22 protein-coding genes are annotated in these 23,957 nt (G+C 72.1%); 8 read left to right on the forward strand and 14 right to left on the reverse strand.

The window, feature by feature from the left end; genetic code table 11:
- Positions 1-30: 30 nt before the first annotated feature.
- The 3 genes from IG78_RS0113180 to IG78_RS0113190 are packed head-to-tail and all read left to right on the forward strand — an operon-like array spanning position 31 to position 2,644.
- On the forward strand, positions 31-1,932 hold the full coding sequence (locus IG78_RS0113180; protein ID WP_037686039.1) for an asparagine synthase-related protein: 1,902 nt from the start codon (positions 31-33) through the stop codon (positions 1,930-1,932).
- On the forward strand, positions 1,929-2,192 hold the full coding sequence (locus IG78_RS0113185; protein WP_030562510.1) for a lasso peptide biosynthesis PqqD family chaperone: 264 nt from the start codon (positions 1,929-1,931) through the stop codon (positions 2,190-2,192). The genes IG78_RS0113180 and IG78_RS0113185 overlap by 4 nt, the downstream gene beginning before the upstream one ends.
- Positions 2,189-2,644 (forward strand): lasso peptide biosynthesis B2 protein, encoded by a 456-nt coding sequence (locus IG78_RS0113190; RefSeq protein WP_030562512.1) that lies wholly within the window; start codon positions 2,189-2,191, stop codon positions 2,642-2,644. Before IG78_RS0113185 ends, IG78_RS0113190 begins: the two co-directional genes overlap by 4 nt.
- Before the next feature lie 100 nt (positions 2,645-2,744).
- Here IG78_RS0113190 and IG78_RS0113195 read toward each other — a convergent pair whose 3' ends face one another.
- Complete coding sequence (locus IG78_RS0113195; protein WP_030562514.1) at positions 2,745-3,506, reverse strand: alpha/beta hydrolase; 762 nt, start codon at positions 3,504-3,506, stop codon at positions 2,745-2,747.
- A 102-nt stretch (positions 3,507-3,608) separates the two neighbouring features.
- Between IG78_RS0113195 and IG78_RS0113200 the strand changes: the two genes are divergently transcribed.
- Positions 3,609-4,802, forward strand: a complete 1,194-nt coding sequence (locus IG78_RS0113200; protein WP_037686043.1) for an adenosine deaminase — start codon at positions 3,609-3,611, stop codon at positions 4,800-4,802.
- Positions 4,803-4,934: 132 nt separating this feature from the next.
- On the forward strand, positions 4,935-5,408 hold the full coding sequence (locus IG78_RS0113205; RefSeq protein ID WP_030562518.1) for a hypothetical protein: 474 nt from the start codon (positions 4,935-4,937) through the stop codon (positions 5,406-5,408).
- Positions 5,409-5,503: 95 nt separating this feature from the next.
- Here IG78_RS0113205 and IG78_RS0113210 read toward each other — a convergent pair whose 3' ends face one another.
- From IG78_RS0113210 to afsQ1, 5 genes are all read right to left on the reverse strand, one after another.
- Positions 5,504-5,704: a PspC domain-containing protein gene (locus IG78_RS0113210; protein ID WP_030562520.1), complete on the reverse strand. Its 201-nt coding sequence runs from the start codon at positions 5,702-5,704 to the stop codon at positions 5,504-5,506.
- Between the two features lie 139 nt (positions 5,705-5,843).
- Complete coding sequence (locus IG78_RS0113215) at positions 5,844-6,353, reverse strand: VanZ family protein (RefSeq protein WP_225882199.1); 510 nt, start codon at positions 6,351-6,353, stop codon at positions 5,844-5,846.
- A 121-nt stretch (positions 6,354-6,474) separates the two neighbouring features.
- A complete protein-coding gene (locus tag IG78_RS0113220) occupies positions 6,475-7,083 on the reverse strand; it encodes a hypothetical protein (protein ID WP_030562524.1) in 609 nt (202 codons plus the stop codon).
- Positions 7,080-8,687 (reverse strand): sensor histidine kinase, encoded by a 1,608-nt coding sequence (locus IG78_RS0113225; protein WP_030562526.1) that lies wholly within the window; start codon positions 8,685-8,687, stop codon positions 7,080-7,082. The genes IG78_RS0113220 and IG78_RS0113225 overlap by 4 nt, the downstream gene beginning before the upstream one ends.
- Positions 8,684-9,361, reverse strand: a complete 678-nt coding sequence (gene afsQ1, locus IG78_RS0113230) for a two-component system response regulator AfsQ1 (RefSeq protein WP_030562528.1) — start codon at positions 9,359-9,361, stop codon at positions 8,684-8,686. Before afsQ1 ends, IG78_RS0113225 begins: the two co-directional genes overlap by 4 nt.
- Positions 9,362-9,572: 211 nt before the next feature.
- On the opposite strand from afsQ1, the gene IG78_RS0113235 reads away from it, so the two are divergent.
- Entirely contained in the window at positions 9,573-10,349 is a 777-nt protein-coding gene (locus tag IG78_RS0113235; RefSeq protein ID WP_030562530.1) for a SigE family RNA polymerase sigma factor, read from the forward strand.
- Positions 10,350-10,620: 271 nt separating this feature from the next.
- On the opposite strand, the gene IG78_RS0113240 is transcribed toward IG78_RS0113235, so the two are convergent.
- A complete protein-coding gene (locus IG78_RS0113240) occupies positions 10,621-11,259 on the reverse strand; it encodes a uridine kinase family protein (RefSeq protein ID WP_037686046.1) in 639 nt (212 codons plus the stop codon).
- A 278-nt stretch (positions 11,260-11,537) separates the two neighbouring features.
- Between IG78_RS0113240 and IG78_RS0113245 the strand changes: the two genes are divergently transcribed.
- Positions 11,538-11,987 (forward strand): hypothetical protein, encoded by a 450-nt coding sequence (locus IG78_RS0113245; protein WP_030562534.1) that lies wholly within the window; start codon positions 11,538-11,540, stop codon positions 11,985-11,987.
- A gap of 49 nt (positions 11,988-12,036) precedes the next feature.
- Here IG78_RS0113245 and IG78_RS0113250 read toward each other — a convergent pair whose 3' ends face one another.
- The 4 genes from IG78_RS0113250 to IG78_RS0113265 all read right to left on the reverse strand — a co-directional run bounded on the left by IG78_RS0113250 (position 12,037) and on the right by IG78_RS0113265 (position 18,130).
- The gene (locus tag IG78_RS0113250) at positions 12,037-12,936 is read right to left on the reverse strand and encodes an aldehyde dehydrogenase family protein (RefSeq protein ID WP_030562536.1); all 900 of its coding nucleotides are present in this window, start codon (positions 12,934-12,936) and stop codon (positions 12,037-12,039) included.
- Positions 12,929-14,365 (reverse strand): aldehyde dehydrogenase family protein, encoded by a 1,437-nt coding sequence (locus tag IG78_RS0113255; RefSeq protein ID WP_030562538.1) that lies wholly within the window; start codon positions 14,363-14,365, stop codon positions 12,929-12,931. Before IG78_RS0113255 ends, IG78_RS0113250 begins: the two co-directional genes overlap by 8 nt.
- Before the next feature lie 5 nt (positions 14,366-14,370).
- On the reverse strand, positions 14,371-15,354 hold the full coding sequence (gene deoC / locus IG78_RS0113260) for a deoxyribose-phosphate aldolase (protein WP_051852601.1): 984 nt from the start codon (positions 15,352-15,354) through the stop codon (positions 14,371-14,373).
- A gap of 442 nt (positions 15,355-15,796) precedes the next feature.
- Positions 15,797-18,130, reverse strand: coding sequence for a glycosyl hydrolase family 18 protein (locus tag IG78_RS0113265; RefSeq protein WP_078965455.1), 2,334 nt, complete (start codon positions 18,128-18,130; stop codon positions 15,797-15,799).
- 122 nt (positions 18,131-18,252) lie between these two features.
- Here IG78_RS0113265 and IG78_RS0113270 point away from each other — a divergent pair, with 122 nt between their 5' ends.
- A complete protein-coding gene (locus IG78_RS0113270; protein ID WP_030562544.1) occupies positions 18,253-19,035 on the forward strand; it encodes a PH domain-containing protein in 783 nt (260 codons plus the stop codon).
- Between the two features lie 504 nt (positions 19,036-19,539).
- Here the strand turns inward: IG78_RS0113270 and IG78_RS0113275 are convergent.
- The 3 genes from IG78_RS0113275 to IG78_RS0113285 form a co-directional block, all read right to left on the reverse strand.
- Entirely contained in the window at positions 19,540-20,769 is a 1,230-nt protein-coding gene (locus IG78_RS0113275) for a mannosyltransferase family protein (protein WP_051852589.1), read from the reverse strand.
- A 172-nt stretch (positions 20,770-20,941) separates the two neighbouring features.
- Positions 20,942-22,609: a phospho-sugar mutase gene (locus tag IG78_RS0113280; RefSeq protein ID WP_030562548.1), complete on the reverse strand. Its 1,668-nt coding sequence runs from the start codon at positions 22,607-22,609 to the stop codon at positions 20,942-20,944.
- Positions 22,610-22,710: 101 nt separating this feature from the next.
- Complete coding sequence (locus IG78_RS0113285) at positions 22,711-23,535, reverse strand: purine-nucleoside phosphorylase (RefSeq protein WP_030562550.1); 825 nt, start codon at positions 23,533-23,535, stop codon at positions 22,711-22,713.
- Positions 23,536-23,957 lie beyond the last annotated feature (422 nt).

Raw genomic sequence — 23,957 nt, forward strand, 5'->3', positions numbered from 1 at the left:
CGGGGCCGACAGCACATGAGGTGATGCGCCATGAGCGGTGACGCGTGGTTCGCCGTCCTGCCGGACGGTGAAGCGGGCGCGGCCGCGGCGCGGCTCCTGCGCCCCTGGGCCACCGAGACCGTCGATCACCACTCCGGCCGGCCGTGGCTGCTCGGAAGCTGGCCGGCCGGACGGGTGACGGTGGGCAGGGCAGGGGCGCGGCGAGTCGCGGTGATCGGGCGGTGCCCGGTCACCGCCGACGAGTTGTGCACGCGGGCCGGACAACTGCGGGACGTCCAGGACAGCGGCGGCATGGAGGGCATCGCCGCCGGTCTGACGGGGAGCTTCCACCTCCTCGCCTCCATCGACGGCACCGTCCGGGCCAGGGGCAGCGCCTCCGGGGTACGGCGCCTCTTCCACACCCGGGTGGCCGGAACGACCGTGGCCGCCGACCGGTCGGACCGCCTCGCCGCCCTGACCGGAGCGGCCCCCGACGAACGGGTCCTGGCCGCCCATCTGCTCTCCTCACCGCTCCCGTACCCGCTGGACGACCTGTGCGTGTGGCAGGGCGTGCGGGCCCTGCCGACCTACGACTGTCTGCTGCTCGACGCGGACGGACGGGCCCGCACCCGGCCGTGGTGGGCCCCGCCGGAGCCCCAACTGCCCCGGCGGGAAGGGGTGCCCGCGGTACGCGCCGCCCTGACCGCGGCCGTCGGCTCCTGCACGGCGGGCGGTGGCACGGTGAGCGCGGACCTGTCGGGCGGCATGGACTCCACCAGCCTGTGCTTCCTGGCCGCGCGGGAACAGGAGCGGACCCGGCAGCCCGGGGCGAAGCTGGTGACGCTGCGCTGGCAGAGCCTCGACCCGGAGAACGACGACGCGACCTGGGCCGCGCGGGCCGTGGCCCACCTGCCCGGCATCGAGCACGTCGTACCCGCCCCCGAACAATGGCCGTCCTGGTACGACGACTTGACAACCCTCACCGGCGACGCGGCCCCCACCGACGAGCCGGGCCCCTGGGTCCGCGACGGCGCGAGGATGGCGGCGCTCTGCCGCCTGATGACCGGCCGCGGCTCCCGCCTGCACCTGATGGGCGGCGGCGCGGACGAACTGTTCGGTACGTTCCCCGCGCATCTGCACGACTTGGCGCGCCGCCGCCCGCTCGCGGCGTACACCCGTATCCGTACGCACCGCGCCTCCCAGCACTGGCCGCTCGGGCAACTCCTGCGGCAGCTCGCGGACCGCAGCACGTACGGTCAGTGGCTGACCGCGTGGGCGCGGGGCCTCACCACCGCACCACGCCCCTCCGTGGCCCTGACCCGCGGCGCCCCCTCGACGGCGTGGGGCGCGGACCTGCGCATGCCGCCGTGGGCGACCCGGGACGCGGCCGAGGCCGTACGGAGCCTGCTCCTGGAAGCCGCCGCCACCGCCGGGCCCCTCGCTGCCGAGCGCGGACAGCACCTGGCACTCGCCTGCGTACGGACCGGCGGGCGCGGCCTGCGCCAGCTCGACCAGGTGACCTCCGCGAGCGGTCTGGGCCAGGCCGGGCCCTACCTCGACGACCATGTCATCGAGGCCGCCCTGGCCGTCCGCGTCGCCGAGCGCGGCACGCCGGTCCTGTACAAGCCGGTGCTCGCGGAGGCGGTGCGCGGCACCGTGCCCGAGGACGTACTGTGCCGCCGCACCAAGGGCGAGTACAGCACGGACTTCCACGCCGCCCTGCGCCGCAACCGCGGCCCCCTGGTCGAGTTCTTCGACGGCTCGCTGCTCGCCGCCGCCGGACTCATCGACGACGCCGCGCTCCGGGCGTCCCTGCTCGGGGTGCACCCGGGCCCGGACGGACTGCGCTCCCTCAGCTCCAGCCTGGGCAGCGAGATCTGGCTGCGCGCCCGCGCCGCGCACCCCCGCCCACCGAGCACCGGGGTCACCCCGGTCACCGAAGGAGCACCGTGACCCTGACCCTGCGACCCGACGTCCGCGCGACGGACACAGATGACGGCATGGTGCTGCTCGACGAGGTCACCGGCCGGTACTGGCAGCTCAACCGCACCGCGGCACTCGTCCTGCGCAGCCTCCTCGACGGCGGCAGGCCCGCGGACACCGCCCGCGTGCTGCGCGCGGCGTACCCCCGGCTCACCGCGGAGCGCGCCGCCGCCGACTCGGCCTCGATCACCGGCGAACTGCTCGCGGCCCGCCTGGTGACGAACCGATGAGCCAGCCCATGGTGGCCGCCACCCGCGCCCAACTGCCCCTGCGCCACCGCCCCCCGGTCCTGCTCGCCACGGCGGCGGCCCGCCTGATCGCCACCCTCAAGCCGCGCCGCATCCGCCGCGTCCTGTCCGTGGTCCGACGCGGTGCCGCCCCCGCCACCACCGCCCAGGCGCTCGCCGCCCGCGAGGCCGTCGTAGCCGTCAGCGCCCGCTGCGCGGGCGAGGGCTGCCTCCAGCGTTCCGTGGCCACCGCCCTCCTGTGCCGGATGCGCGGAACCTGGCCGGACTGGTGCACCGGCGTCCGCACGTCCCCGTTCCGAGCCCACGCCTGGGTAGAGGTGGACGGCCTCCCAGTAGGCGAACCACACCGTCCGGGGGAGTACCACCGCCTACTGGTGGTACCGGCGACTGACAGCCGCTTCGGCGCTTGCGATTCCAGGCCCCCCGGCGTTTGAGTTTTCCAGCCCGTCCGGCGTTTGAGGACGAGGCCGAAGGCCGATCGACGGCAAGCTGTCCGCCCCGCAGGGAAACACCCCCCCGGGAGGGAACACCGCCTCAGCGCAAAGACCTACCGAACCCCGCAGCCAGCGGCATCCGCAACCCCAGCGGAGGCGGCGCAGCCAACGCGTCCTCCACCGGCCGCGCCAGCGGATGCCCGAACAGCGACCCCTGCACGAAATTCGCCGCAAGGGCAAGCACCTCCGCGTGGTGCTGGCTGAGCCGATGCCCATCGGAGTGCACCTCGAACCGGCACACATCCCGGTTCACCTTCTTCGCCCGCGCGGCGAGCCGGAAGGACAACTCGGGGTCGGTCCGCTCATCGTTGGTGCCGTGCACCACAAGCACCCGCCGCCCCACCAACTGCTGCACGGGCTCGGGCGGCGCGGCCACATCCTCCTCGGGCAGCCAAGGGGCAAGGGCCACCACGGACTCGACCGCGCTGTGACCGGCGGCCCGCAGCGCCGCACGCCCGCCCATGTCGACCCCGGCGAAGCACACGGGCACGTCCCCGTAGCGGCGCACGACCTCGTCGGCCGCCCACTGAGCGTCCCGCGCGAGCTGCGCCTCCGCGCCGTTCCAGCCGCCCACGCGATAGTGCACGGCGTGCACCGCGAGCCCGTCGTCGCGCCCCGCGCGGGCGAGCCCGCGCCCGAGCGAACGGACCGCCGCAGCGGCGAGGAAGGAAGGCTTGCGGGCGGAGGTCTCGTGGCCGCCGGGCAACAGGAGCGCCACCGCGCTCACCGCCGAGGGGCGCGTGCCCACCACACGCCCGAGCCTGGCCGTACGCACGGGACGGGACGTCGCTTGCTGTGCCATGGCAGAACAGTGTCAGAAGTCATGGTGCGTGCCACCCGTCCGCAGGGTCACTGTTACATATCGACCAGTGAGATCTACGCGCGTAGGCGCTACAGTGCCGAAATGACGAGCCAGACCAGCAAGATCAGCGCAGCGGGCGGCCCCACGAGCCGCCCGAGTCACCCCGGCACCCCCGGACCGGAGCAGATCCGGCGCGCCCCGAAGGTCCTCCTGCACGACCACCTCGACGGCGGCCTGCGCCCCGGCACCATCGTCGACCTGGCCCGGGAATGCGGCTACGAGGGCCTGCCCGAGACCGACCCCGACAAGCTCGGCGTCTGGTTCCGCGAGGCGGCCGACTCGGGCTCCCTGGAGCGGTATCTGGAGACCTTCGCCCACACCTGCGCCGTCATGCAGACCCGCGACGCCCTCTTCCGCGTCGCCGCCGAGTGCGCCGAGGACCTGGCGGAGGACGGCGTCGTCTACGCCGAGATCCGCTACGCCCCCGAGCAGCACCTGGAGGCGGGACTCACCCTCGAAGAGGTCGTCGAGGCCGTGAACGAGGGCTTCCGCGAGGGCGAGCGCCGCGCCCGCGAGAACGGCCACCGCATCCGCGTGGGCGCGCTGCTCACCGCCATGCGGCACGCCGCCCGCGCCCTGGAGATCGCCGAACTCGCCAACCGCTACCGTGATCTGGGCGTCGTCGGATTCGACATCGCGGGGGCCGAGGCAGGCTTCCCTCCCACCCGCCACCTCGACGCCTTCGAGTATCTGAAGCGGGAGAACAACCACTTCACCATCCACGCCGGTGAGGCCTTCGGCCTGCCCTCGATCTGGCAGGCCCTCCAGTGGTGCGGCGCCGACCGGCTCGGCCACGGCGTGCGCATCATCGACGACATCAAGGTCGGCGAGGACGGCACGGTCCAGCTCGGCCGGCTCGCGTCCTACGTACGCGACAAGCGCATCCCGCTGGAGCTGTGCCCCAGCTCCAACCTGCAGACCGGTGCGGCGGCCTCGTACGAGAACCACCCCATCGGCCTGCTGCGCAAGCTGCACTTCCGGGCGACGGTGAACACCGACAACCGGCTGATGTCAGGCACCAGCATGAGCCGCGAGTTCGAGCACCTGGTCGACACTTTCGGCTACACGCTCGACGACATGCAGTGGTTCACCGTCAATGCGATGAAGTCGGCGTTCATTCCTTTCGATGAAAGGCTGGCCATGATCAATGACGTCATCAAGCCCGGTTATGCCGAACTGAAGTCCGAGTGGCTGTTCCGTCAGACCACTTCGACCAGCGGATCTCCCGCCTCCTGACCGGCGGGACTGCGCCAAAGGGACGGCCGGGGACATGAATCCCCGGCCGTTTTCGGTTGTTTGCGGGGTGACCTTGAGGGTGTTTACGGTCGAGCACCGCTCAACGCCCCCGTCATCAAGGACGCATTGAAGATGAAGCAGTCTGCTGCCAAGACCCTCGGTGTCGCCGCCCTCGGTGCCGCCTTCGCCGCCACGGGCGCCGGTGCGGCGAACGCGGCCTCGGCCGTGCCGGACGCCGCGGGGACCGTTGCCTCGGTCACCTCGGCGGCACCGGTCGGCGAGCTAGCCGAGACCCTGCCCGACGGCGCACCCCAGTCCCTCGCCGCCGGCCAGAGCGCGCTCAACACCGGCCTGACCGCCGTACAGCCCACCGTCGACCGGATGGTGCCGCTGGGCGACGACGAGGGCGAGAACGGCGGCGCCGCCGACAAGGCAGCCAGGAGCACCAAGCCCGCCCCCCAGCCCGCCGCGGACCCGCTCTCCGGCCTCCTCGGCGGCCTCCCGGTCAAGCAGGCCCTGGCCAACAACTCCCTGCCGACGGGCGGCATGCCCCTCAAGGCTCTGCCGCTGCAAGCCCTGCCGACGGGCGGTCTCCCGCTCGGCTGAGCCGCACCGCACACGCACGACGGGGCGCACCCGCACGGGGACGCGCCCCGTCGGCGTACCACGACGGGCCCGGCGCAGGCCAGGCCGCGCCGCCGTCACCAGGCCGTCTTCGTCCGGTTCTCGGTGGGCAGCAGGATCCACAGGGCGATGTAGAGCAGGAACTGCGGTCCCGGCAGCAGACAGGACACGACGAACAGCACGCGCACGGTCGTGGCGGACATGCCGAAGCGGCGGGAGAGGGCGGCGCACACACCGCCGATCATGCGGCCGTCGGTGGGGCGGGCAAGGGCGGACATGGGGACTCCTTCGTGGACCGTCGACGATCCCGGGGCCGTTCACGATTCCAGGACCGTGCGCGATGGTGGGCCGGAGCGGCGGCTCGTCCGACGCCCCGATGACTCCACGGTAGGCGCGCGAAACGGGCAAAGCGTCAGGCTAGGGGGCGACGCCGACCCTGGGAATCTTCGGGGTCGGCCCCTGAGAGGGCTCCTGGCTGCGGCGGGCAACGGTCGGCGACCGTCCGCCTCCGCCCCGGCGGCGCCGCAGTTGGGCCCGCACGGCGGGCACCACGGCCAGATGTGCCAGTGCGACGCCGAGGGTGTTCAACAGCAGCGAGTCGACGTCGACCACCTGTCCCGGCACCCCGGTCTGCAACAGCTCGATGCCCAGCGAGAGCAGCGCGCCCACGGCGACCGTGCGCGCGAGCGAAGCCAGCGGGGAGACGGTGAGCCGCCCCCCGGCCAGCGGCAGCAGCACCCCGAGCGGCGCCAGGAGCAGCAGTGCCCCGCCGATCTGCCGGGCCGCCTGCTCCGGGCCGCGCTCCAGGTCCGCCTTGATGCCGGCGAGGGGTTCCAGGTTCGCCGCGCTCACCCAGGGCACGTCGAGCGGGCGCAGCGTGATCCACGCGACGACCAGGAAGTGCGCGGCGAGGAGGATCCCTCCCACCGCGCGAAAGCGAATGGCGGCTCCGCGCCCGCCCGAGCCTTGACGCACGCCCCCCAAGACGCCGGGCGCGGCGGGATCGGTTCCGCAACGGTGCGTCCGCTTGTGGAAGGAGCCCGTTCGGCTACCGCTCCACCGTCTGCGACGGCGGCGGCACCGTGCCCGGACGGGAGCGCACCGCCTGTGTGCACTCGTAGCGCAGCAGCGGGGTGCCGGCGGGGCCGCCGATGACGACCGTGCCGTCGCTGTCCGCGACCGCGCCGTCCGCGTAGGTGCACACGATCTGCGCGAGCGCCAGGGACGACAGGTCCTCGGGGCGGGAGCTCAGTCGCAGCGCCACGTCCGGGTCGCTGCGCTGGGGCCCAGAGACGGTGATGCCGCGGCGTACGTCGGTGGCGTACCCGGCCTGTTTGGCGGCCTGGGACGGCGGCGTGGACAGCTCGTCGAGGAGCGTCTGCGCGATGCGGACCCGGTCCGTCGTGGCCTTCTCATGGGGAATCCGCACCGTCCGGTCGACGGTCACGAGCTGGGACGCGCACACCAGGAAGATCTGTACGGGTACGCCCGTGGCCTCGTCCCGCGCCGAGATGCCCGAGCCCGACGCCACGCACGGCACCCGCGAGGGCGCGGGGCCGAAGTCCGTCGGCACCTCCGTGGAGCGGATGCCGCAGCCGCCGAGCGCGGCCATGAGCACCGTGGTGGCAAGCGCGGCACTCAGCCGTCGCCCGGTCATGACTTCTCCCTGCCTTCCTCGGGGCGGTCCCCGTCCGGGCCCCCGTCGGCCTCCGGGTCGGCGTCCCCGTCCGGTCCGGGATCGGCCGTCAGCGGCGAGGGGTCCCGGGGCAGGCACAGCGTGAACACCGCGCCCCCGCCCGGCGAGTTCGCGGCGGTGATCTCGCCGCCGTGGATGTGGGCGTTCTCCAGGGCGATGGAGAGCCCGAGCCCGCTGCCCTCCGAGCGCGGCCGGGACGCGCTGGCCTTGTAGAAGCGGTCGAAGACGTGCGGCAGGACGTCCTCGGGAATGCCCGGACCCCCGTCCCGTACGGCGATGAGCAGGCTCTCGCCGTCCAGGCGTACCGACACCTTCACCGGGGAGCCGCCGTGCTTGAGGGCGTTGCCGATGAGGTTGGCGAGGATGACGTCGAGACGGCGTGGGTCGAGGCGGACGGTGCTGCCGCGCTCGGCGTCGAGCTCGACGGCGTCGAGCCAGGCGCGGGCGTCGATGCACGCGGTGATCTGGTCGGCGATGTCGACGTCGTCCAGGACGAGCCTCGCGGTGCCCGCGTCGAAGCGGGTGACCTCCATCAGATTCTCGACCAGGTCGTTCAGGCGCCGGGTCTCGCTGACCACGAGGCGCACGGCGGGCTCGATCATCGGGTCGACGGAGCCGGTCTCCGCGTCCAGCTCCTCCTCCAGGACCTCCGTCACCGCGGTGATCGCGGTCAGCGGGGTGCGCAGCTCGTGCGACATGTCCGCCACGAAGCGACGGCTCGCCTCGTCGCGGGCACTCATGTCCGCGATCCTCTTCTCCAGGTTCTCCGCGGTGCGGTTGAACGTCCGGGACAGATCCGCGAGTTCGTCGGTGCCCGACACCCGCAGGCGGGTGTCCAGCTTGCCCTCGCCGAGCCTGCGCGCGGCGACCCCGAGGCGGTGCACGGGCTTCAGTACGGTCGTGGCGGCCGCCTGCGCGAGCAGCGCGGCGCCGACGAGGGCGAGGGCTGTGGCGATCGCCAGGGACCAGCCGAGGGAGCTGAGGTCCTTGGCCTCCGGTTCGAGCGACTTGAGCATGTAGCCCGTGGGCCCGCCGCCGATCACCTTCGCCCCGCCCACCAGGTACGGCGTGCCGTGGTCCGTGCTGCGCTGCCAGTACAGGTGGTACGGGCTCCGGTTGCCGGAGGAGACCGCCTGCTGCTTCTTGACCGCGTCCCGCAGGGCCTTCGGCACCTTGGCGAGGGTGAAGCCGTCCAGGTCGGAGTACCCGTACACCCGCTTCCCCGAGGCGTCCTCACCGATCAGGAGCACGCTGTAGCGCTGGCTGCTCGTCGCCATCTGACCGGCGGCGACCTGTAGTTCGTCCTGCGTGGCATGGGGCGGGAGGGCGCCCGCGCGGGCCTGCAACTGCTGCCGGAAGTCCTTGAGCGCCGCGTCCTGGGCGCGCGTGAGGACGGCCTCGCGGTTGAGCCAGTACGCGATGCCGGACGCGGACACGGCCGCGGTCAGCGCCACCAGGGCGAAGACGACCACCAGACGCAGCCGCAGGCTGGTGAAGCGCAGCCCGGACAGGATCGCCTTGCGGGCCGCGGGCAGGCCGTGGAGCTTGTCGTGCGCTTTGGTCACTGAGGCGTGTCCAGCCGGTATCCCACACCGCGCACCGTACGGATCAGCGTCGGCGAGGACGGCACGTCCTCCACCTTCGCGCGCAGCCGCTGCACACAGGCGTCGACGAGCCGCGAGTCACCGAGGTAGTCGTGCTCCCACACCAGGCGGAGCAACTGCTGGCGGGACAGGGCCTGGCCCGGCCTGCGGCTCAGCTCCAGGAGCAGCCGCAGCTCGGTCGGCGTCAGTTGCAGGTCCTCACCGTTCTTCGTCACCGTCATCGCGGCCCGGTCGATCACCAGCGAACCGAACGTCGCGGCGTCGTTGGCCTCCCGCTCGCCACGGCGGAGCACCGCGCGGATACGAGCGTCGAGCACCCGCCCCTGCACGGGCTTGACCACATAGTCGTCGGCGCCGGACTCCAGGCCGACCACCACGTCGATGTCGTCGCTGCGCGCGGTCAACAGGATGATCGGCAACTGGTCGGTGCGCCGGATGCGGCGGCACACCTCGAAACCGTCGATGCCGGGCAGCATCACATCCAGCACGATCAGGTCAGGACGCTGCTCACTGAGCAGCTTCAGACCGTCCTCGCCGGTGGCAGCGGTGGCCACCCGGTGGCCCTGGCGCGTCAGCGAAAGCTCCAGGGCCGTCCGGATGGCGTCGTCGTCCTCGATCAGCAACAGGGAAGGCACAAACGTCATTCTGTCCCATGGTGCGGGCCCAGTTCGACTGTTGGCCGGCGTCTCACACCGCACCCACACGAGTCAGCGGCGCTCCACCGGCCCACGAGCGCGCCACGAGCCCTGTTGCAGGCCTGTGACAGTCGGCGGACAACGCCATGAAGTGGCTCCGGCAGAGTTCTGGTCACACGGAAATCCCAGACTCTACGACGGGGGGCGCGAGATGAACACGCTGCACAGCACCAGCTCAAGCGCAGTTGTCACGCGTCTGCACGACGTCGGCAGGAGTTCTGAGAAGTACGAGAAGTCCGGTGCCGTGAGCGGGCGGGGGTGCGCTCGCGGCACCGGGCGTCAGCACACCACGTACATGACGGTGGTTGACGCACTCAAGGGCGGCGGTGACGGGGGAGCTCACGGGGGAGCCGCGTACAGGGAGGCCTCGGGGGAGCGGGCGCAGCCCCGGACGGGCAGCGAGGACGCCGAAGCGGCGTTCACCGCATACGTCCAGGAGCGCCGTGCCTCTCTGTACGCAACCGCCTACCACCTGACCGGTGACCGGTTCGACGCCGAGGACCTGCTGCAGAGCGCGCTGTTCTCGACCTACCGGGCCTGGGACCGCATCAGCGACAAGGCCGCCGTCGGCGGCTATCTGCGGCGCACGATGACGAACCTGCACATCAGCGCCTGGCGGCGCCGCAAGCTCAACGAGTACCCGACCGAGGAACTGCCGGAGACGGTGGGCGACACGGACGCGATGCGCGGCACCGAGCTGCGCGCGGTCCTGTGGCAGGCCCTGGCCCGGCTGCCCGAGCTCCAGCGCACCATGCTGGTCCTCCGCTACTACGAGGGCCGCACGGACCCGGAGATCGCGGACATCCTCGACATCAGCGTGGGCACGGTGAAGTCCAGCATCTGGCGGTCGCTCCGCCGGCTGCGCGAGGACGAGGTCCTCAGCTTCGGCCGTGACCAGGAGGAGTCCTTCGGCGAGCTGGTGGCCTGAGGACGGGGGGACCGCCGCTTCGGGGGAAGCGGCGGAAGCAGGAGCGAGGCCCGGGGGAACCGGGGGGTTCGGGGCCTCGCACGAGGGGGGACACGGGGGGAGCACGGGGGCACGGGCAGCGGGACCGGAGGGCCGGGGGGTCTTTCCGGGCCCGCTGTTTTTGTTGTGCTCGCTGTGGGCGTGCCGGGCGTGTGCCGGGCCGGGCTGGGTCGAGTACGGGTACGGGTACGAGTGACGTGCCCGGGCCGGGCGCCCGGGTCAGGCGCCCGGGTCAGGCGGCCGCCGCGCGGGCCTTGACGCAGCGCCCGGCGGCGGCGTCCGTGAGGCGGCCGAGGGCCTCGTCCTTGCCGCAGGGGTGCGCGCCGAGCGCCGTCTGGCGGGCCACGATGGAGCGCTCCGCGCGCATCAGGCGCCAGCCGCGGCGCAGCAGGAACGGCACGGACTTGCGGCCCTCACGCAGATCGCGCAGGAGCCGACGGCGGAACGTCGTCGAGGGACGGCCGCGCAGACAGATCGCGTCCGCGAGGACACCCATCTCACGGCAGCGCTCCACGATGTCGGCGGCGAAGATGCCCTCCGCGATGAACAACGGCGTGCGCTCGATGTCGAGCGCCTCCTCGCCGACTCGTGAGCTCGTCGCGATGTCGTACACCGGGACGCGGGTACGGCCCGTACGGCACAGCTCGCCGATCGCGGCGAGGGCGACGTCCGCGTCCCAGGACAGCGGCGAGTCCCAGTCGATGTCCGACGTGCCGGGGACCTGGGGGAGCGACGGGTCGGTGCACTCCTTGTAGAAGTCGTCGAGGCACAGCACGGGCAGCCCCGAGCGGGCCGCGAACGACGACTTGCCCGAGCCTGAGGGGCCGGCGAGCAGCACGACGCGGGTGGGTATCGCGGGATGGGAACCCAAAGCTGTGAACCTTCTCACCAGGGGTAATGCCGATGGGTCGGAGGTCGCTGGCGCTTCTCCCGACGCCGCTCGTCGGCGGTGGTCCGGGACATTATCAACCGGGGCCCCCGGGGTGCCCAGACCCGGGGCGGCGCGAATGCCCGCGGGCGGGGGCAGGCCGGACAGGGCACGCGCGAAGAGGGGTGCACGAGCGAAGCGGGTCTTTGATACGGACACCCCACGTCCACTACTCTTCGCGCACGCTCGATTACTTAAGTATGTTTCTTTGAGGCGGTCTGATGGTTCGAAACCCTGCACGGCAAGCGGCGCGGCATTCGGCGCCGAAGAGTTTCTCCGCGTCCCGGGCGCTGCTGCGCGCAGGACTCACGGTGTCGGCGGCGGGGGCGGCCATCGGCCTCGGGGCGACGGCTGCGAGCGCCGCGGCGCCACCGGCCCGGGGGCTGGAGACGGTGGCCGGTGACGCGGGTGTGGCGGGCGTGGCCACAGCCGGGAACGCGCTGCTCAACGGATTGCAGCGGGCCACGGTCGGTGGCCTCGGGCCCGTCAAGGACCTACGGCTCAACCCGCTGGCCGGCACCGACACGGATCCGCTCGACAACTCCGTGGGCACACAGATCGCCGACTTCAAGCCGGTGTCCACCGCCACGGTGACGAAGCCGCTGACGCGGGGCAGCTCGCTCGCGGAGCTGCCGGTGGTGGACCGGGTCACCGGGACGCTGCCCGAATAGTCCGGGCGAAAGACTGCTGCCGCGGGGACGGGGCCCCGCGGCAGCGTGCTCAGTACGCGGAGCCCGAGGCGCCGAGAGAGCCGGTCGGGTGCCAGACCGTCTTGGTCTCCAGGAAGAACGTCAGGCGCCGGGTGCCGGGCGCGGCGGTGAAGTCCGCGTCGCTGTCCACAGCCTGTGGACGCAGCACGCGCTTCAGGTTGTCGGCCGCGGCGACTTCCAGCTCCTTCGCCAGGTCGGCGTCCGCACCGGCCAGGTCGATGCCGTTCACGTCCTGGTGGGCGGCCAGCGGCAGCGCGAGTTCGGCGGCCCTGCCACTGAGTACGTTGACGACGCCGCCCGGCAGGTCGGACGTGGCCAGGACCTCGCCAAGGCTGAGAGCGGGCAGCGGTGCCTTCTCGGAGGCGATGACGACGGCCGTGTTACCGGCCGCGATCACGGGGGCCACGACCGACACCAGGCCCAGGAAGGACGACTCCCGGGGCGCCACGACGGCGACGACACCGGTCGGCTCGGGCGTGGACAGATTGAAGAACGGGCCCGCGACCGGGTTCGCCCCTCCCACCACCTGAGCGATCTTGTCGGTCCAGCCCGCGTACCAGACCCAGCGGTCCACGGCCGCGTCGACGACCGCGGCGGCCTTGGACTTCGAGAGGCCCTCCGCGTCGGCGACCTCGCGGACGAACTGCTCGCGGCGGCCCTCCAGCATCTCCGCGACGCGGTAGAGCACCTGACCGCGGTTGTAGGCGGTCGCACCCGCCCACCCGCCGAACGCCTTGCGCGCGGCGACAACCGCGTCACGGGCGTCCTTGCGGGAGGACAGCGGAGCATTGGCGAGCCACTTGCCCTTGAGGTCGGTCACCTCGTACACCCGTCCACTCTCGGACCGCGGGAACTTGCCGCCCACGTACAGCTTGTAGGTCTTCAGAACACTGAGACGCGCGTCAGACATCGAGGTAAGCCTCCAGGCCGTGGCGACCGCCCTCGCGGCCGAAGCCCGACTCCTTGTAGCCGCCGAAGGGCGAGGTCGGGTCGAACTTGTTGAACGTGTTGGCCCAGACGACCCCGGCGCGGAGCTTGTTCGCGACGGCGAGAATGCGCGAGCCCTTCTCCGTCCAGATACCGGCCGAGAGCCCGTACTGCGTGTTGTTGGCCTTGGCGACGGCTTCGTCGGGCGTACGGAACGTCAGGACCGAGAGCACGGGGCCGAAGATCTCGTCCCGGGCGACGGTGTGCGCCTGGGTGACATTGGTGAACAGGGTGGGCGCGAACCAGTAGCCGGAGCTCGGCAGCTCACAAGGGGCGCTCCAGCGCTCGGCGCCCTCGGCCTCGCCGGTGTCGGCGAGGGCGGTGATGCGGGCGAGCTGCTCGGCGGAGTTGATGGCGCCGATGTCGGTGTTCTTGTCCAACGGATCACCGAGCCGCAGCGTGGTGAGCCGCCGCTTCAGAGCATCGAGCACCTCGTCCTGAACGGACTCCTGCACAAGGAGCCGCGAACCGGCGCAGCAGACCTGTCCCTGGTTGAAGAAGATGCCGGTGACGATGCCTTCGACGGCCTGGTCGATGGGGGCGTCGTCGAAGACGATGTTGGCGCCCTTGCCGCCGAGCTCCAGGGTGAGCTTCTTGTCGGTGCCGGCGACCGTGCGGGCGATCTGCTTGCCGACGGCGGTGGAGCCGGTGAAGGCGACCTTGTTCACGTCCGAGTGGGCGACGAGAGCGGCGCCCGCGTCCCCGTACCCCGGCAGGATGTTGACGACGCCCTTGGGGAGTCCCGCCTGACGGCAGATGTCGGCGAAGAAGAGCGCGGACAGCGGAGTGGTCTCGGCGGGCTTCAGCACCACGGTGTTACCGGTGGCGAGCGCGGGAGCGATCTTCCAGGCCAGCATAAGGAGCGGAAAGTTCCACGGGATGACCTGCCCGGCAACGCCGAGCGCCCGCGGATCGGCCCCGTACCCCGCGTGGTCGAGCTTGTCGGCCCAGCCCGCGTAGTAGAAGAAGTGGGCGGCGACCAGGGGGAGGTCCGCGTCGCGGGTCTCCTTGATGGGCTTGCCGTTGTCGAGGGTCTCCAGGACGGCGAGCTCGCGACTGCGTTCCTGGATGATGCGGGCGATCCGGAACAGATACTTGCCGCGCTCGGCACCCGGCAGGGCGGACCACTTCTCGAAGGCCTTGCGGGCGGCCTGCACCGCACGGTCGACGTCGGCCTCACCTGCCTGGGCGACCTCGGAGAGAACTTCCTCGGTGGCCGGGGAGACGGACTTGAAGACCTTCCCGTCGGCGGCGTCGGCGAACTCACCGTCGATGAACAGGCCGTAGGACGGAGCGATGTCGACGACCGAACGGGACTCGGGCGCGGGCGCGTACTCAAAAATCGATGCCATGATGATCAGTCCACCGTCACGTAGTCAGGTCCGGAGTAGCGTCCGGTTGCCAGCTTCTGGCGCTGCATCAGCAGGTCGTTGAGCAGGCTGGAGGCGCCGAAGCGGAACCAGTGGTTGTCCAGCCAGTCCGCGCCCGCGGTCTCGTTGACCAGGACCAGGAACTTGAGGGCGTCCTTGGCGGTACGGATGCCGCCCGCGGGCTTCACGCCCACCTGGACGCCGGTCTGCGCGCGGAAGTCGCGGACGGCTTCGAGCATGAGCAGGGTGTTCGCGGGGGTCGCGTTCACTCCGACCTTGCCGGTCGAGGTCTTGATGAAGTCCGCGCCGGCGAGCATGCCGATCCAACTGGCGCGCCGGATGTTGTCGTACGTGGACAGCTCGCCGGTCTCGAAGATGACCTTCAGGCGGGCGGGCCCCGAGGCCTCCTTCACGGCGACGATCTCCTCGTACACCTTCATGTAGTCGCCCGCGAGGAAGGCGCCGCGGTCGATGACCATGTCGATCTCGTCCGCTCCGGCGGCGACGGCGTCGCGTACGTCGGCGAGCTTCACGCCAAGGGCGGCGCGGCCCGCGGGGAAGGCGGTGGCGACCGAGGCGACCTTGACGCCACTGCCGGCGACGGCCTCCTTGGCGGTGGCGACCATGTCCGGGTACACACAGACCGCCGCCGTGCGCGGCGTGGAGCGGTCCGTCGGGTCCGGGTGGACGGCCTTGGCACCGAGCGCGCGGACCTTGCCCGCGGTGTCGGCGCCTTCCAGGGTCGTCAGGTCGATCATGGAGATGGCCAGGTCGATGGCGTACGCCTTCGCCGTGGTCTTGATCGAACGCGTCCCGAGCGAGGCGGCACGGGCCTCCAGGCCCACCGCGTCCACGCCCGGCAGGCCGTGCAGGAAGCGGCGCAGCGTGCTCGCCGACGTGGGCACGTCGGCGAGGGTGCGGGGGGTGGCCCCGCCGGCCTCGTCTGTCTCTGTGGATGGAGTCGTCCGCATGGTCACGAGGGGAGCATATCTACGCGCGTAGCGGCTTGTACAGGGTGCCTTTGCTTGCCCCTGGCACTCAGCGGTGGGGCTGTGCCCTTCTCCCTGCATAACGGGAGCCCGGCGGTTTGGGCTGTGCCCACCCTCCCCCAAGCTCTCGGCTCCGCTCGAGCAGGGAGGTACCCCCCTCGCCCCTGGCGGACCAGTTGCCCACAGAAGGGGGGCGAGGGGGCGGCGGAAGCCGCAAGATCCACCGGGCCGCAGACGCTGTCGCGGCCGGAGGGGTCGTGGCGGGATGACCGAGCGCAGCGTGCCAAGCGACACACTTACGGTGCGGTGAACGAGGCAGTGTCCACTACGCGAGCACGGCCATCCCGCCACGACCCCGCCACCCCCACAAACGGAAAGGCGAAAACCGTCAGTGCAGGCGACGGGGAGTATCAAGGCAGGGGCGTCACTTCAGCCCGTTGTCCAGGGCCGTCATCAACGTCCCCGTAGGGGTGTCGCCGGACATTTCCCAGACCATGCCGCCGAGCAACCCCTTCGACTTGAGCCACGCGGTCTTCTTGCCGATCGACCAGGCGTCGTCGAAGCTCCACCACTGCCCGCCGTTGCCGGTGTAGCCATAGGTGGAGATGGACTGCTCATCATGATGAATGGTGAGATTAGGAACATTCACCATCATATTGTGATAGCCCCTGATCCCGGACTCCTCCGGGAACTGCCCGGGAGCCGCCCCGTTGGCGGCCTGCCACTCGCCCTTGGCGCCCCCGTCGGCGACCTCCTTCCAGCCACGCCCGTAGAACGGGAAGCCGATGGTGAGCTTGCGCGGATTGACCCCCGCGTCCAGGTACGTCTGGACGGCCCGCTCGACGCTGAAGTCGAAGGCGTACGGGTCCTGGGCGTCACGGTGCAGATTCGCCTGGTGCCCGGTGCGCTTGGGCTCCCAGGAGTTGTCGCTGCCGGAGCCGTGGAAGTCGTAGCCCTGGACATTGGCGAAGTCCAGATAGTCGAAGATCTTCTTGATGTCCCACCCGGCCTCGATCTTCGCGGGGTCGGCGGGGGTGAAGGCGGTGAGCAGCTTGTGCGCCCCACCGGTGGCGTCCAACTGCTTGCGGAACTCGGCGAGCAGCGCCGTCAGGTTGTCCTTGTCGGCCGCCCCGTAGTGGTTGCCGGGGTGGCCCTCCGCCCCGGGCCACTCCCAGTCGATGTCGATGCCGTCGAAGACACCGGCCCCCGTCCCGGGACCCCCCGCGCCACCGGCGACGGGCAGGTCCCCCTTGATCCAGGTGTCGACGCAGGACTTGACGAACTTCGCCCGGGACGCGGGCGTCGCCGCCGCGTCGGAGAAGAACTTGGAGAACGTCCAGCCACCGAGCGAGACGACGACCTTCAGGTGCGGATGCTTGGCCTTGAGCTTCTTGAGCTGGTTGAAGTTGCCGCGCAGCTTGCCCCAGCCGTCGTCCGCGACGCCGTCCACGGACTGGGCGGCGGAGAAGGCGCGGCCGTAGTCGGCCTCGGCGTCCCCCGCGCCGGTGCCCTCGTCGGGGTCCTGGGGATTGCCCGAGCCGCCCTTGGTCACTCCGGCCAGGCAGGTGTGGTTGACCGGGTCGACGTTCTCGAAGGCGTAGTTGATGACGTCGAGTTTGGCGGCGGCACCGGACGTGTCCAGGTTCTTCACGAAGTACTGGCGGCCGTAGATGCCCCACTGCGAGAAGTAGCCCACCGCGAGGTGGTTGCCGGGCCCGGCGGCGTCGTCCGTGGTGACCTTCACGGCGTTGGAGGCGGGCGATTCGTTGTCGGCGGTGTCACGCGCCTTCACGGTGAAGGTGTAGGCGGTGGCGGGGGTGAGCCCCTCGACGGTGGCGGTGGTGGCCGAGGCGGGCACGGTCTTGGCCAACGTGCCGCCGCGGTAGATGTCGTAGGCGGCGACGGCCACGTTGTCCGTGGACTTCTCCCAGGCCAGCGTCGCCGAGACCTGTGTCTTGCCGGTGGCGCGCAGGGCGCCGGGCGCACTCGGTGGGGCCGGGTCGGTCGCGGGGTCGACGGTGGTCGCGGTGACCGCGGGACTCAGGGGACTGGTGTTGCCGCGCCGGTCCTTGGCGCGGACGGTGAAGGTGTAGCGGGTGGCGGGGGTCAGGTCGGTGACGGTGGCGCCGTTGGTCGCGGAGGAGGCGACCACGCGGTCACCGCTGAGGACCTCGTACGTGGTCACGGGATAGTCGCCCGCGCCGGCAGGGGGCCAGGTCAGGGAGATGGTGCGGGAGGTGGCGGTGGTGACGGTCGGGGCGCCGGGGGCGGACGGCGGCTTGTCGGGCGAGCCGTCGCACTTGTCGCCGTTGATCGTGCACCCCGTGGGCGCGCCGATCGGCCCGTTGCCCGTGAAGAAGTAGCTGTACGGCTCGGTCGTGCCGCCCGCGGGGACCCGTCCGTTGTAGTACGCGTTCTTCACGGTGACGTGGCGCCCCGAGACGGTGGCCTCGCCGTGCGTGTGGCCGCCGACGGTGACGCCCGCGGGCAGGTCGAACTCCAGGGTCCAGCCGGAGGCGGCGGCGGAGCCGCTGTTGCGGACGACGTACTTGCCCTGCCAGGACGAGCCGCTGCCCTCCGTACTGAAGGCAGCGGTGAGGGTGCCCGCCGCGGGGGCCGCGCTCGCGGTCAGGGCGGTGAGCAGGGAGGCGGGGAGCAGCAGGGCCGCGCACAGCACGGCGGTCCGGCCGCGCAGGGCTGTGGCCACTCTTCGTAAGAGTCCTGGTTGGTTCCTGGTTCCTCTTCCGGTGCGGGTCATGACTCTCCAGGGGTGAGAGATTAGGCGTACATGACAACCCTCGACCGTACTAGGTCTGGACCAATCCCCATACCCCCGCCGCGCGCGGGGTCCCGGCCGGTACGTCAGGCAGAATCGGCCCCATGACGAGCGACCCGCAGCCCACACCGCCGGAGCAGGGCTCGGCGGACCCCGCGCAGCAGGACTCCGCGCAGCAGGACTCCGCGCAGCAGGACTCCGCGCACCAGGACCTCGCGCACCCGGACGCCGCGCACCCGGACGCCGTGCAGAAGGACACCGCGCACCAGGACCCCGCGTACAAGGACCGAGTGCACCGTTCCCCCGCAGCCATCGCCGGTGGCGTGCTGCTGCTCGCGATCGGTGTCTGGTTCGGCGTCGACGCGCTGATCCGGGGCGAGGGGAACACCCCGTGGATCGCCCTCGCCGGACTGCTCTTCGCGGTGCCGCTCGTCATCGCCTACACCCTGCGGCCCGCGGTGTTCGCCAACGAGGACCGGCTGCGCGTCCGCAACCCGTTCCGCACGATCACGCTGCCGTGGGGCGCGATCTCCGGACTGCGCTCCGGGTACTCGAACGAGGTCTTCACGCAGGACGGCACCAAGTACCAACTGTGGGCCGTCCCCGTGTCGCTGCGGGGCCGCAAGAAGGCCGCGCGGCGGCACGCCCAGCAGGTCGCGTCGGACGACCCCGTGGCCAGCCGCATCCGCCCCGGCGCCCCGGGCGCGACCTCGCCGAACACCCGGGACGCGGGCGACCAGGCCATGGACGACCTGCGCGAGATCGCCGAGCGGCGCGAGAACGCGGAGGCCGCACAGGGCGAGCCGGTGGTGCGCTGGGCCTACGAGATCCTGGGACCGTGCGCGGCAGGCGCGGTGCTGCTCGCCGTGCTGCTCGGGGTGAGCTGAACCAGGTAGAACAAATCGAGGCGCGAGCACACGAGGCGAATCGAGGCGGCGCGAGCCACGCGAGGCAAGTCGAGGCGGCGGCAGCCACGCGAGGCGGATCGAGGCGGCGCCAGCCACACAAGGCAAGTCGAGGCGGCGCGAGCCACGCGAGACGAATTGAGGCGGCGGCAGCCACGCGAGGCGGATCGAGGCGGCGCCAGCCACACAAGGCAAGTCGAGGCGGCGCCAGCCACACGAGGCGGATCGAGGCGGCGCGAGCCACACGAGACGGATTGAGGCGGCGGCAGCCACACGAGGTGGATCGAGGCGGCGCGAGCCACGCGAGACGGATTGAGGCGGCGGCAGCCACGCGAGGTGGATCGAGGCGGCGCGAGCCACGCGAGACGGATTGAGGCGGCGGCAGCCACACGAGGTGGATCGAGGCGGCGCCAGCCACGCGAGACGGATCGAGGCGGCGGCAGCCACACGAGGTGGATCGAGGCGGCGCCAGCCACACAAGGCAAATCAAGGCGGCCCCAGCCACACAAGCAGCATGTGCCCCCCGAAGGCAGCAGACACCACCGCCGCCGCCGTGACCACGGCGGCGGCCACGCGTAGCCGGACCCGGGCGAGGGCGAGCGCCACCGGCAGGAGCAGTGGGAAGGCGGGGAGCAGGAAGCGGGCGCGCGGGAAGTAGACGCCGCGGGAGCCGAGCACGATGGCGACCATCAGGCCGGCGAACACCAGCAGAGGCAGCGGCTGCCCGCCCCCGGTGAGGGAGAGCACGTACAGGACAAGCGCGCCGAAGAGAACGATGGTGACCATCACCAGGAACAGTTGCGGGCGCTCCACCAGGAACAGCTTCTTCATCCAGCGCAGGGTGCCGACGCCGCCGTCCCACTCGTTGTGCCACAGCTTCTGTACGGCGAAGTAGCCGTCCCAGCGGCCGAGGCGCACCCCCACCCAGCTCACGTACGCGAGCCAGCCGAGCGGCGCGAGGACCGCTCCGGCCAGGGCACGCGCGTCGAAGCGGCGGCGCAGCGCGAGGAGCGCGGCGACCGACACGGCGGCGGCGACGGCCACCCCCGTGGGGCGGGTGAGTCCCGCGAGGGCCGCGAGCGCTCCGGCCCACACCCAGCGGCCGGTGAGGACGGCGTACAGGGACCACGCGGCGAACGCCGTGAACAGCGACTCCGTGTAGCCCATCCACTGCACCAGGGCGACCGGCAGACACGCCCACGACGCCGCGAGGAGCACGCCCACGCGCCGCCCGTGCAGCAGGTCGCCGACCTTGAAGATCCCCCATGCCGCGAGGAACGAGGAGACGAGGGAGACCGTGAGGCCCACCGCGCCGCGCGGCGCCCACGGCAACAGCGCGTCGCCCGCTCGCAGCAGCAGCGGGAACAGCGGGAAGAACGCCAGGTTGTTCCGGTCGTAGGCGCGGCCGAGGGTGTCCGCGTAGCCGTGCGCGGCGATCCGCAGGTACCAGTCGCAGTCCCAGGACTCCGCGAGCAGGTGCCACAGCTCGCGGTGCTCGCGGTGCGCCCAGATGGCGAGGACGAGCAGCCCGAGGGCCCGGACGGCCCCGTAGGCGAGGAGCGCGGGCGCCGCGTGCCGCAGCGCGGCGGCCAGACGCAGGTGCGCGGCCGGGCGGGGCGCCGTCGCGCGGGAGCGGCGGGACGGGGGGACGCGGGTCGGCGCGGAGGCCGACCGGGGCGAGACGGGCGGGACGTTGGTGCGGGGTCCGTACGGCACTGCGGCTCCCGGTACGAGAAGGTGCGCTACCGGCCGACCCTTCCTGAGGGACCGGCAGCGCACCGGGGAGCAGCGTCAGTTGTCGCGGCGGAACCACCCGTTCGGACGGACGGTCGTGCGCCCGCGCGTACGGGTGGCGGGAAGCCGCGGTGGCCTCCCCGGGGAGGGGGCGTCAGATGCCCGCCGCCTCCGCGAGGTCCCGCTTGAGCGCGGTGAGCAGCTCCGTCGCCTTCTCGCGGGCCCGCGGCAGCTCCGCGTGCCCGGCCACCGGCACCACGACCTCCAGATAGCACTTGAGCTTCGGCTCGGTGCCGCTGGGGCGCACGATGACGCGGGCGCCGTCGAGCGTGTACCGAAGGCCGTCCGTGGGCGGCAGCGTCGCGGTGCCCTCGGCCAGGTCCTCGGCGGCCGTCACGGCGAGACCGGCGAGCCGCTCCGGCTGCCGCTCGCGCAGGCGGCGCATCGCGGCCGCGATGAGCGACAGGTCCCGCACCCGGACCGAGAGCTGGTCGGTGGCGTGCAGGCCGTGTTCCACGGCGAGGTCGTCGAGCAGGTCGAGCAGGGTGCGGCCCTCCTCCTTCAGCTCGGAGGCCAGCTCAGAGATCAGCAGCGCCGCCGTGATGCCGTCCTTGTCGCGTACGCCATCGGGGTCGACGCAGTAGCCGAGCGCCTCCTCGTAGCCGTACCGCAGGCCGTCGACGCGGGCGATCCACTTGAAGCCCGTCAGCGTCTCCTCGTAGCCGAGGCCCGCCTTCTCGGCGATGCGGCCGAGCAGCGACGACGACACGATCGACTCGGCGAAGGTGCGCGGCCCGTCCGGCGCGACACCCCTGCGCACCAGGTGTGCGGCGAGCAGCGCGCCCACCTCGTCGCCGCGCAGCATCCGCAGGGCGCCGTCGCCCACCGGGACGGCCACCGCGCAGCGGTCCGCGTCCGGGTCGTTGGCGATCACCAGGTCCGGGCGCGCCGCACGGGCCGTGGCGAACGCCAGGTCCATCGCGCCCGGCTCCTCCGGGTTGGGAAAGGCGACGGTCGGGAAGTCCGGGTCGGGCTCCGCCTGCTCGGCGACGAGCACCGGCTCGGGGAAACCGGCCCGCGCGAAGGCAGCCAGGAGGGTCTCCTTGCCGACGCCGTGCATCGCCGTGTAGACGGTGCGGGCGCCGCGCGGGGAGCCGGGGGCCAGGACGGCGTCCGTGCGGGCCAGGTAGGCCTCCAGGACGTCCTCGCCGAGGGTCTCCCACCCGGTCTCGGGCCGCGGTACGTCGTCGAGGGCGCGCACCGCCGCGATCTCGGCGGCGATCTCCGCGTCGGCCGGGGGCACGATCTGGGAGCCGTCGCCCAGGTACACCTTGTAACCGTTGTCGCGCGGCGGGTTGTGGCTCGCGGTGACCTCGACGCCCGCGACCGCGCCCAGATGCCGTATGGCGAAGGCGAGGACGGGGGTCGGCAGGGGGCGCGGTAGGACGGCGGCGCGCAGGCCCGCGCCGGTCATCACGGCGGCGGTGTCCCTGGCGAAGTCGGCCGACTTGTACCGCGCGTCGTAGCCGACCACCACCAGGCCACCCGCCTGGCCCTTGGCCTTCAGGTACGCCGCGAGGCCCGCGGCCGCGCGGATGACCACGGAGCGGTTCATCCGCATGGGGCCCGCGCCCAGCTCACCGCGCAGCCCCGCGGTGCCGAACTGCAGGGTGCCCGCGAACCTGGCGGCGAGATCGTCGAGGACGGCCGGGGTGCCCGGCGCCGCGTCGACGAGCTTGGCCAGGTCCTCGCGGGTCTCGGGGTCCGGGTCCTCGGCGAGCCAGGCCTTGGCCCTGGCGATGAGTTCTGCGTGGTCCTGCACGTGTGGTCGGCCTCTCCGTGAAGGGTCGTTCTCGTACGGCGTGTACGCGTCCGGGTAGGTACCCCGCGCGGCGCTCGGTGCCACGCGGGGTGCCCGCCGGGTCAGATGCGGCCCAGGACCTGTCCGAGCAGCTCACCCATGCGGGTGGCGGAGTCGCGGCCTGCCTGCAGGACCTCTTCGTGGTTCAGCGGCTCGCCCGTCATGCCCGCGGCGAGGTTGGTCACCAGGGAGATGCCGAGGACCTCCGCGCCGGCCTCGCGGGCCGCGATGGCCTCAAGCACCGTCGACATGCCGACCAGGTCCGCGCCGATGGTACGAGCCATGCGGATCTCCGCCGGGGTCTCGTAGTGCGGGCCCGGGAACTGTGCGTACACGCCCTCTTCGAGGGTGGGGTCGATCTCCTTGCACAGCGCGCGCAGGCGCGGCGAGTACAGGTCGGTCAGGTCCACGAAGTTCGCGCCGACGATCGGGGAGGTCGCCGTCAGGTTCAGGTGGTCGCTGATCAGAACGGGCTGGCCCGGGCGCATGCCCTCGCGGAGGCCGCCGCAGCCGTTGGTCAGCACGATCGTCTTGCAGCCCGCGGCGACGGCGGTCCGTACGCCGTGCGCGACGGCGGCGACGCCGCGGCCCTCGTAGTAGTGCGTACGGCCCAGGTAGACCAGGGCGCGCTTCGCACCGACCGTGAAGGAGCGGACGCGGCCGCCGTGGCCCTCGACGGCCGGCGGCGGGAACCCCGGCAGCTCCGTGACGGGGAACTCCGCCTCGGGGGCGCCGAGGGCGTCCACGGCCGGGGCCCAGCCGGAGCCCATCACGAGGGCGACGTCGTGGGTCTCTGCGCCGGTCAGCTCGCGCAGGCGTGCGGCGGCGGCGTCGGCGGCGGCGTACGGGTCGCCCTGGATGTCTTCCGGAATAACTGAAGCGTTCACGCCGACGAGGGTAGCCGGTTCGGCCCTACGCGCGTAGATGACGATGCTCACGGGATGGCGATCGTTGCCCTGTCGTTTCCCACGAGTGGCGGTGCCGGTGCCGGTGCGGGTCCCTCGCGGGGCGCCCCAGTCCCGCCCCTTCCCGAACCATGGGGCTGCTGCCCCCTGGGCCCCCGCTTCATGGGCGCTGCGCGCCTCGTCCTCAGACGCCGGACGGGCTGGGGGAGGGTGCCGCGTGGGCGGGTGGGGGTTCGCCGCCAGGCGGGGGTTTGTCGCGCTGCGCGCTCGTCCTCAAACGCCGGACGGGCTGGAACAACTGCGCCGGGGCGGGCTGGAGGATCGCTGGGGTGGGCTGAAACGGTCCGCACAGGCGACGCATCGAGCCTGTCCGGCGATTGAGGACAAGCGCGTCAGCGCGGGAA

It is taken from the genome of Streptomyces aureocirculatus (assembly GCF_000720475.1).
Taxonomy (GTDB): Bacteria; Actinomycetota; Actinomycetes; order Streptomycetales; family Streptomycetaceae; genus Streptomyces; species Streptomyces aureocirculatus.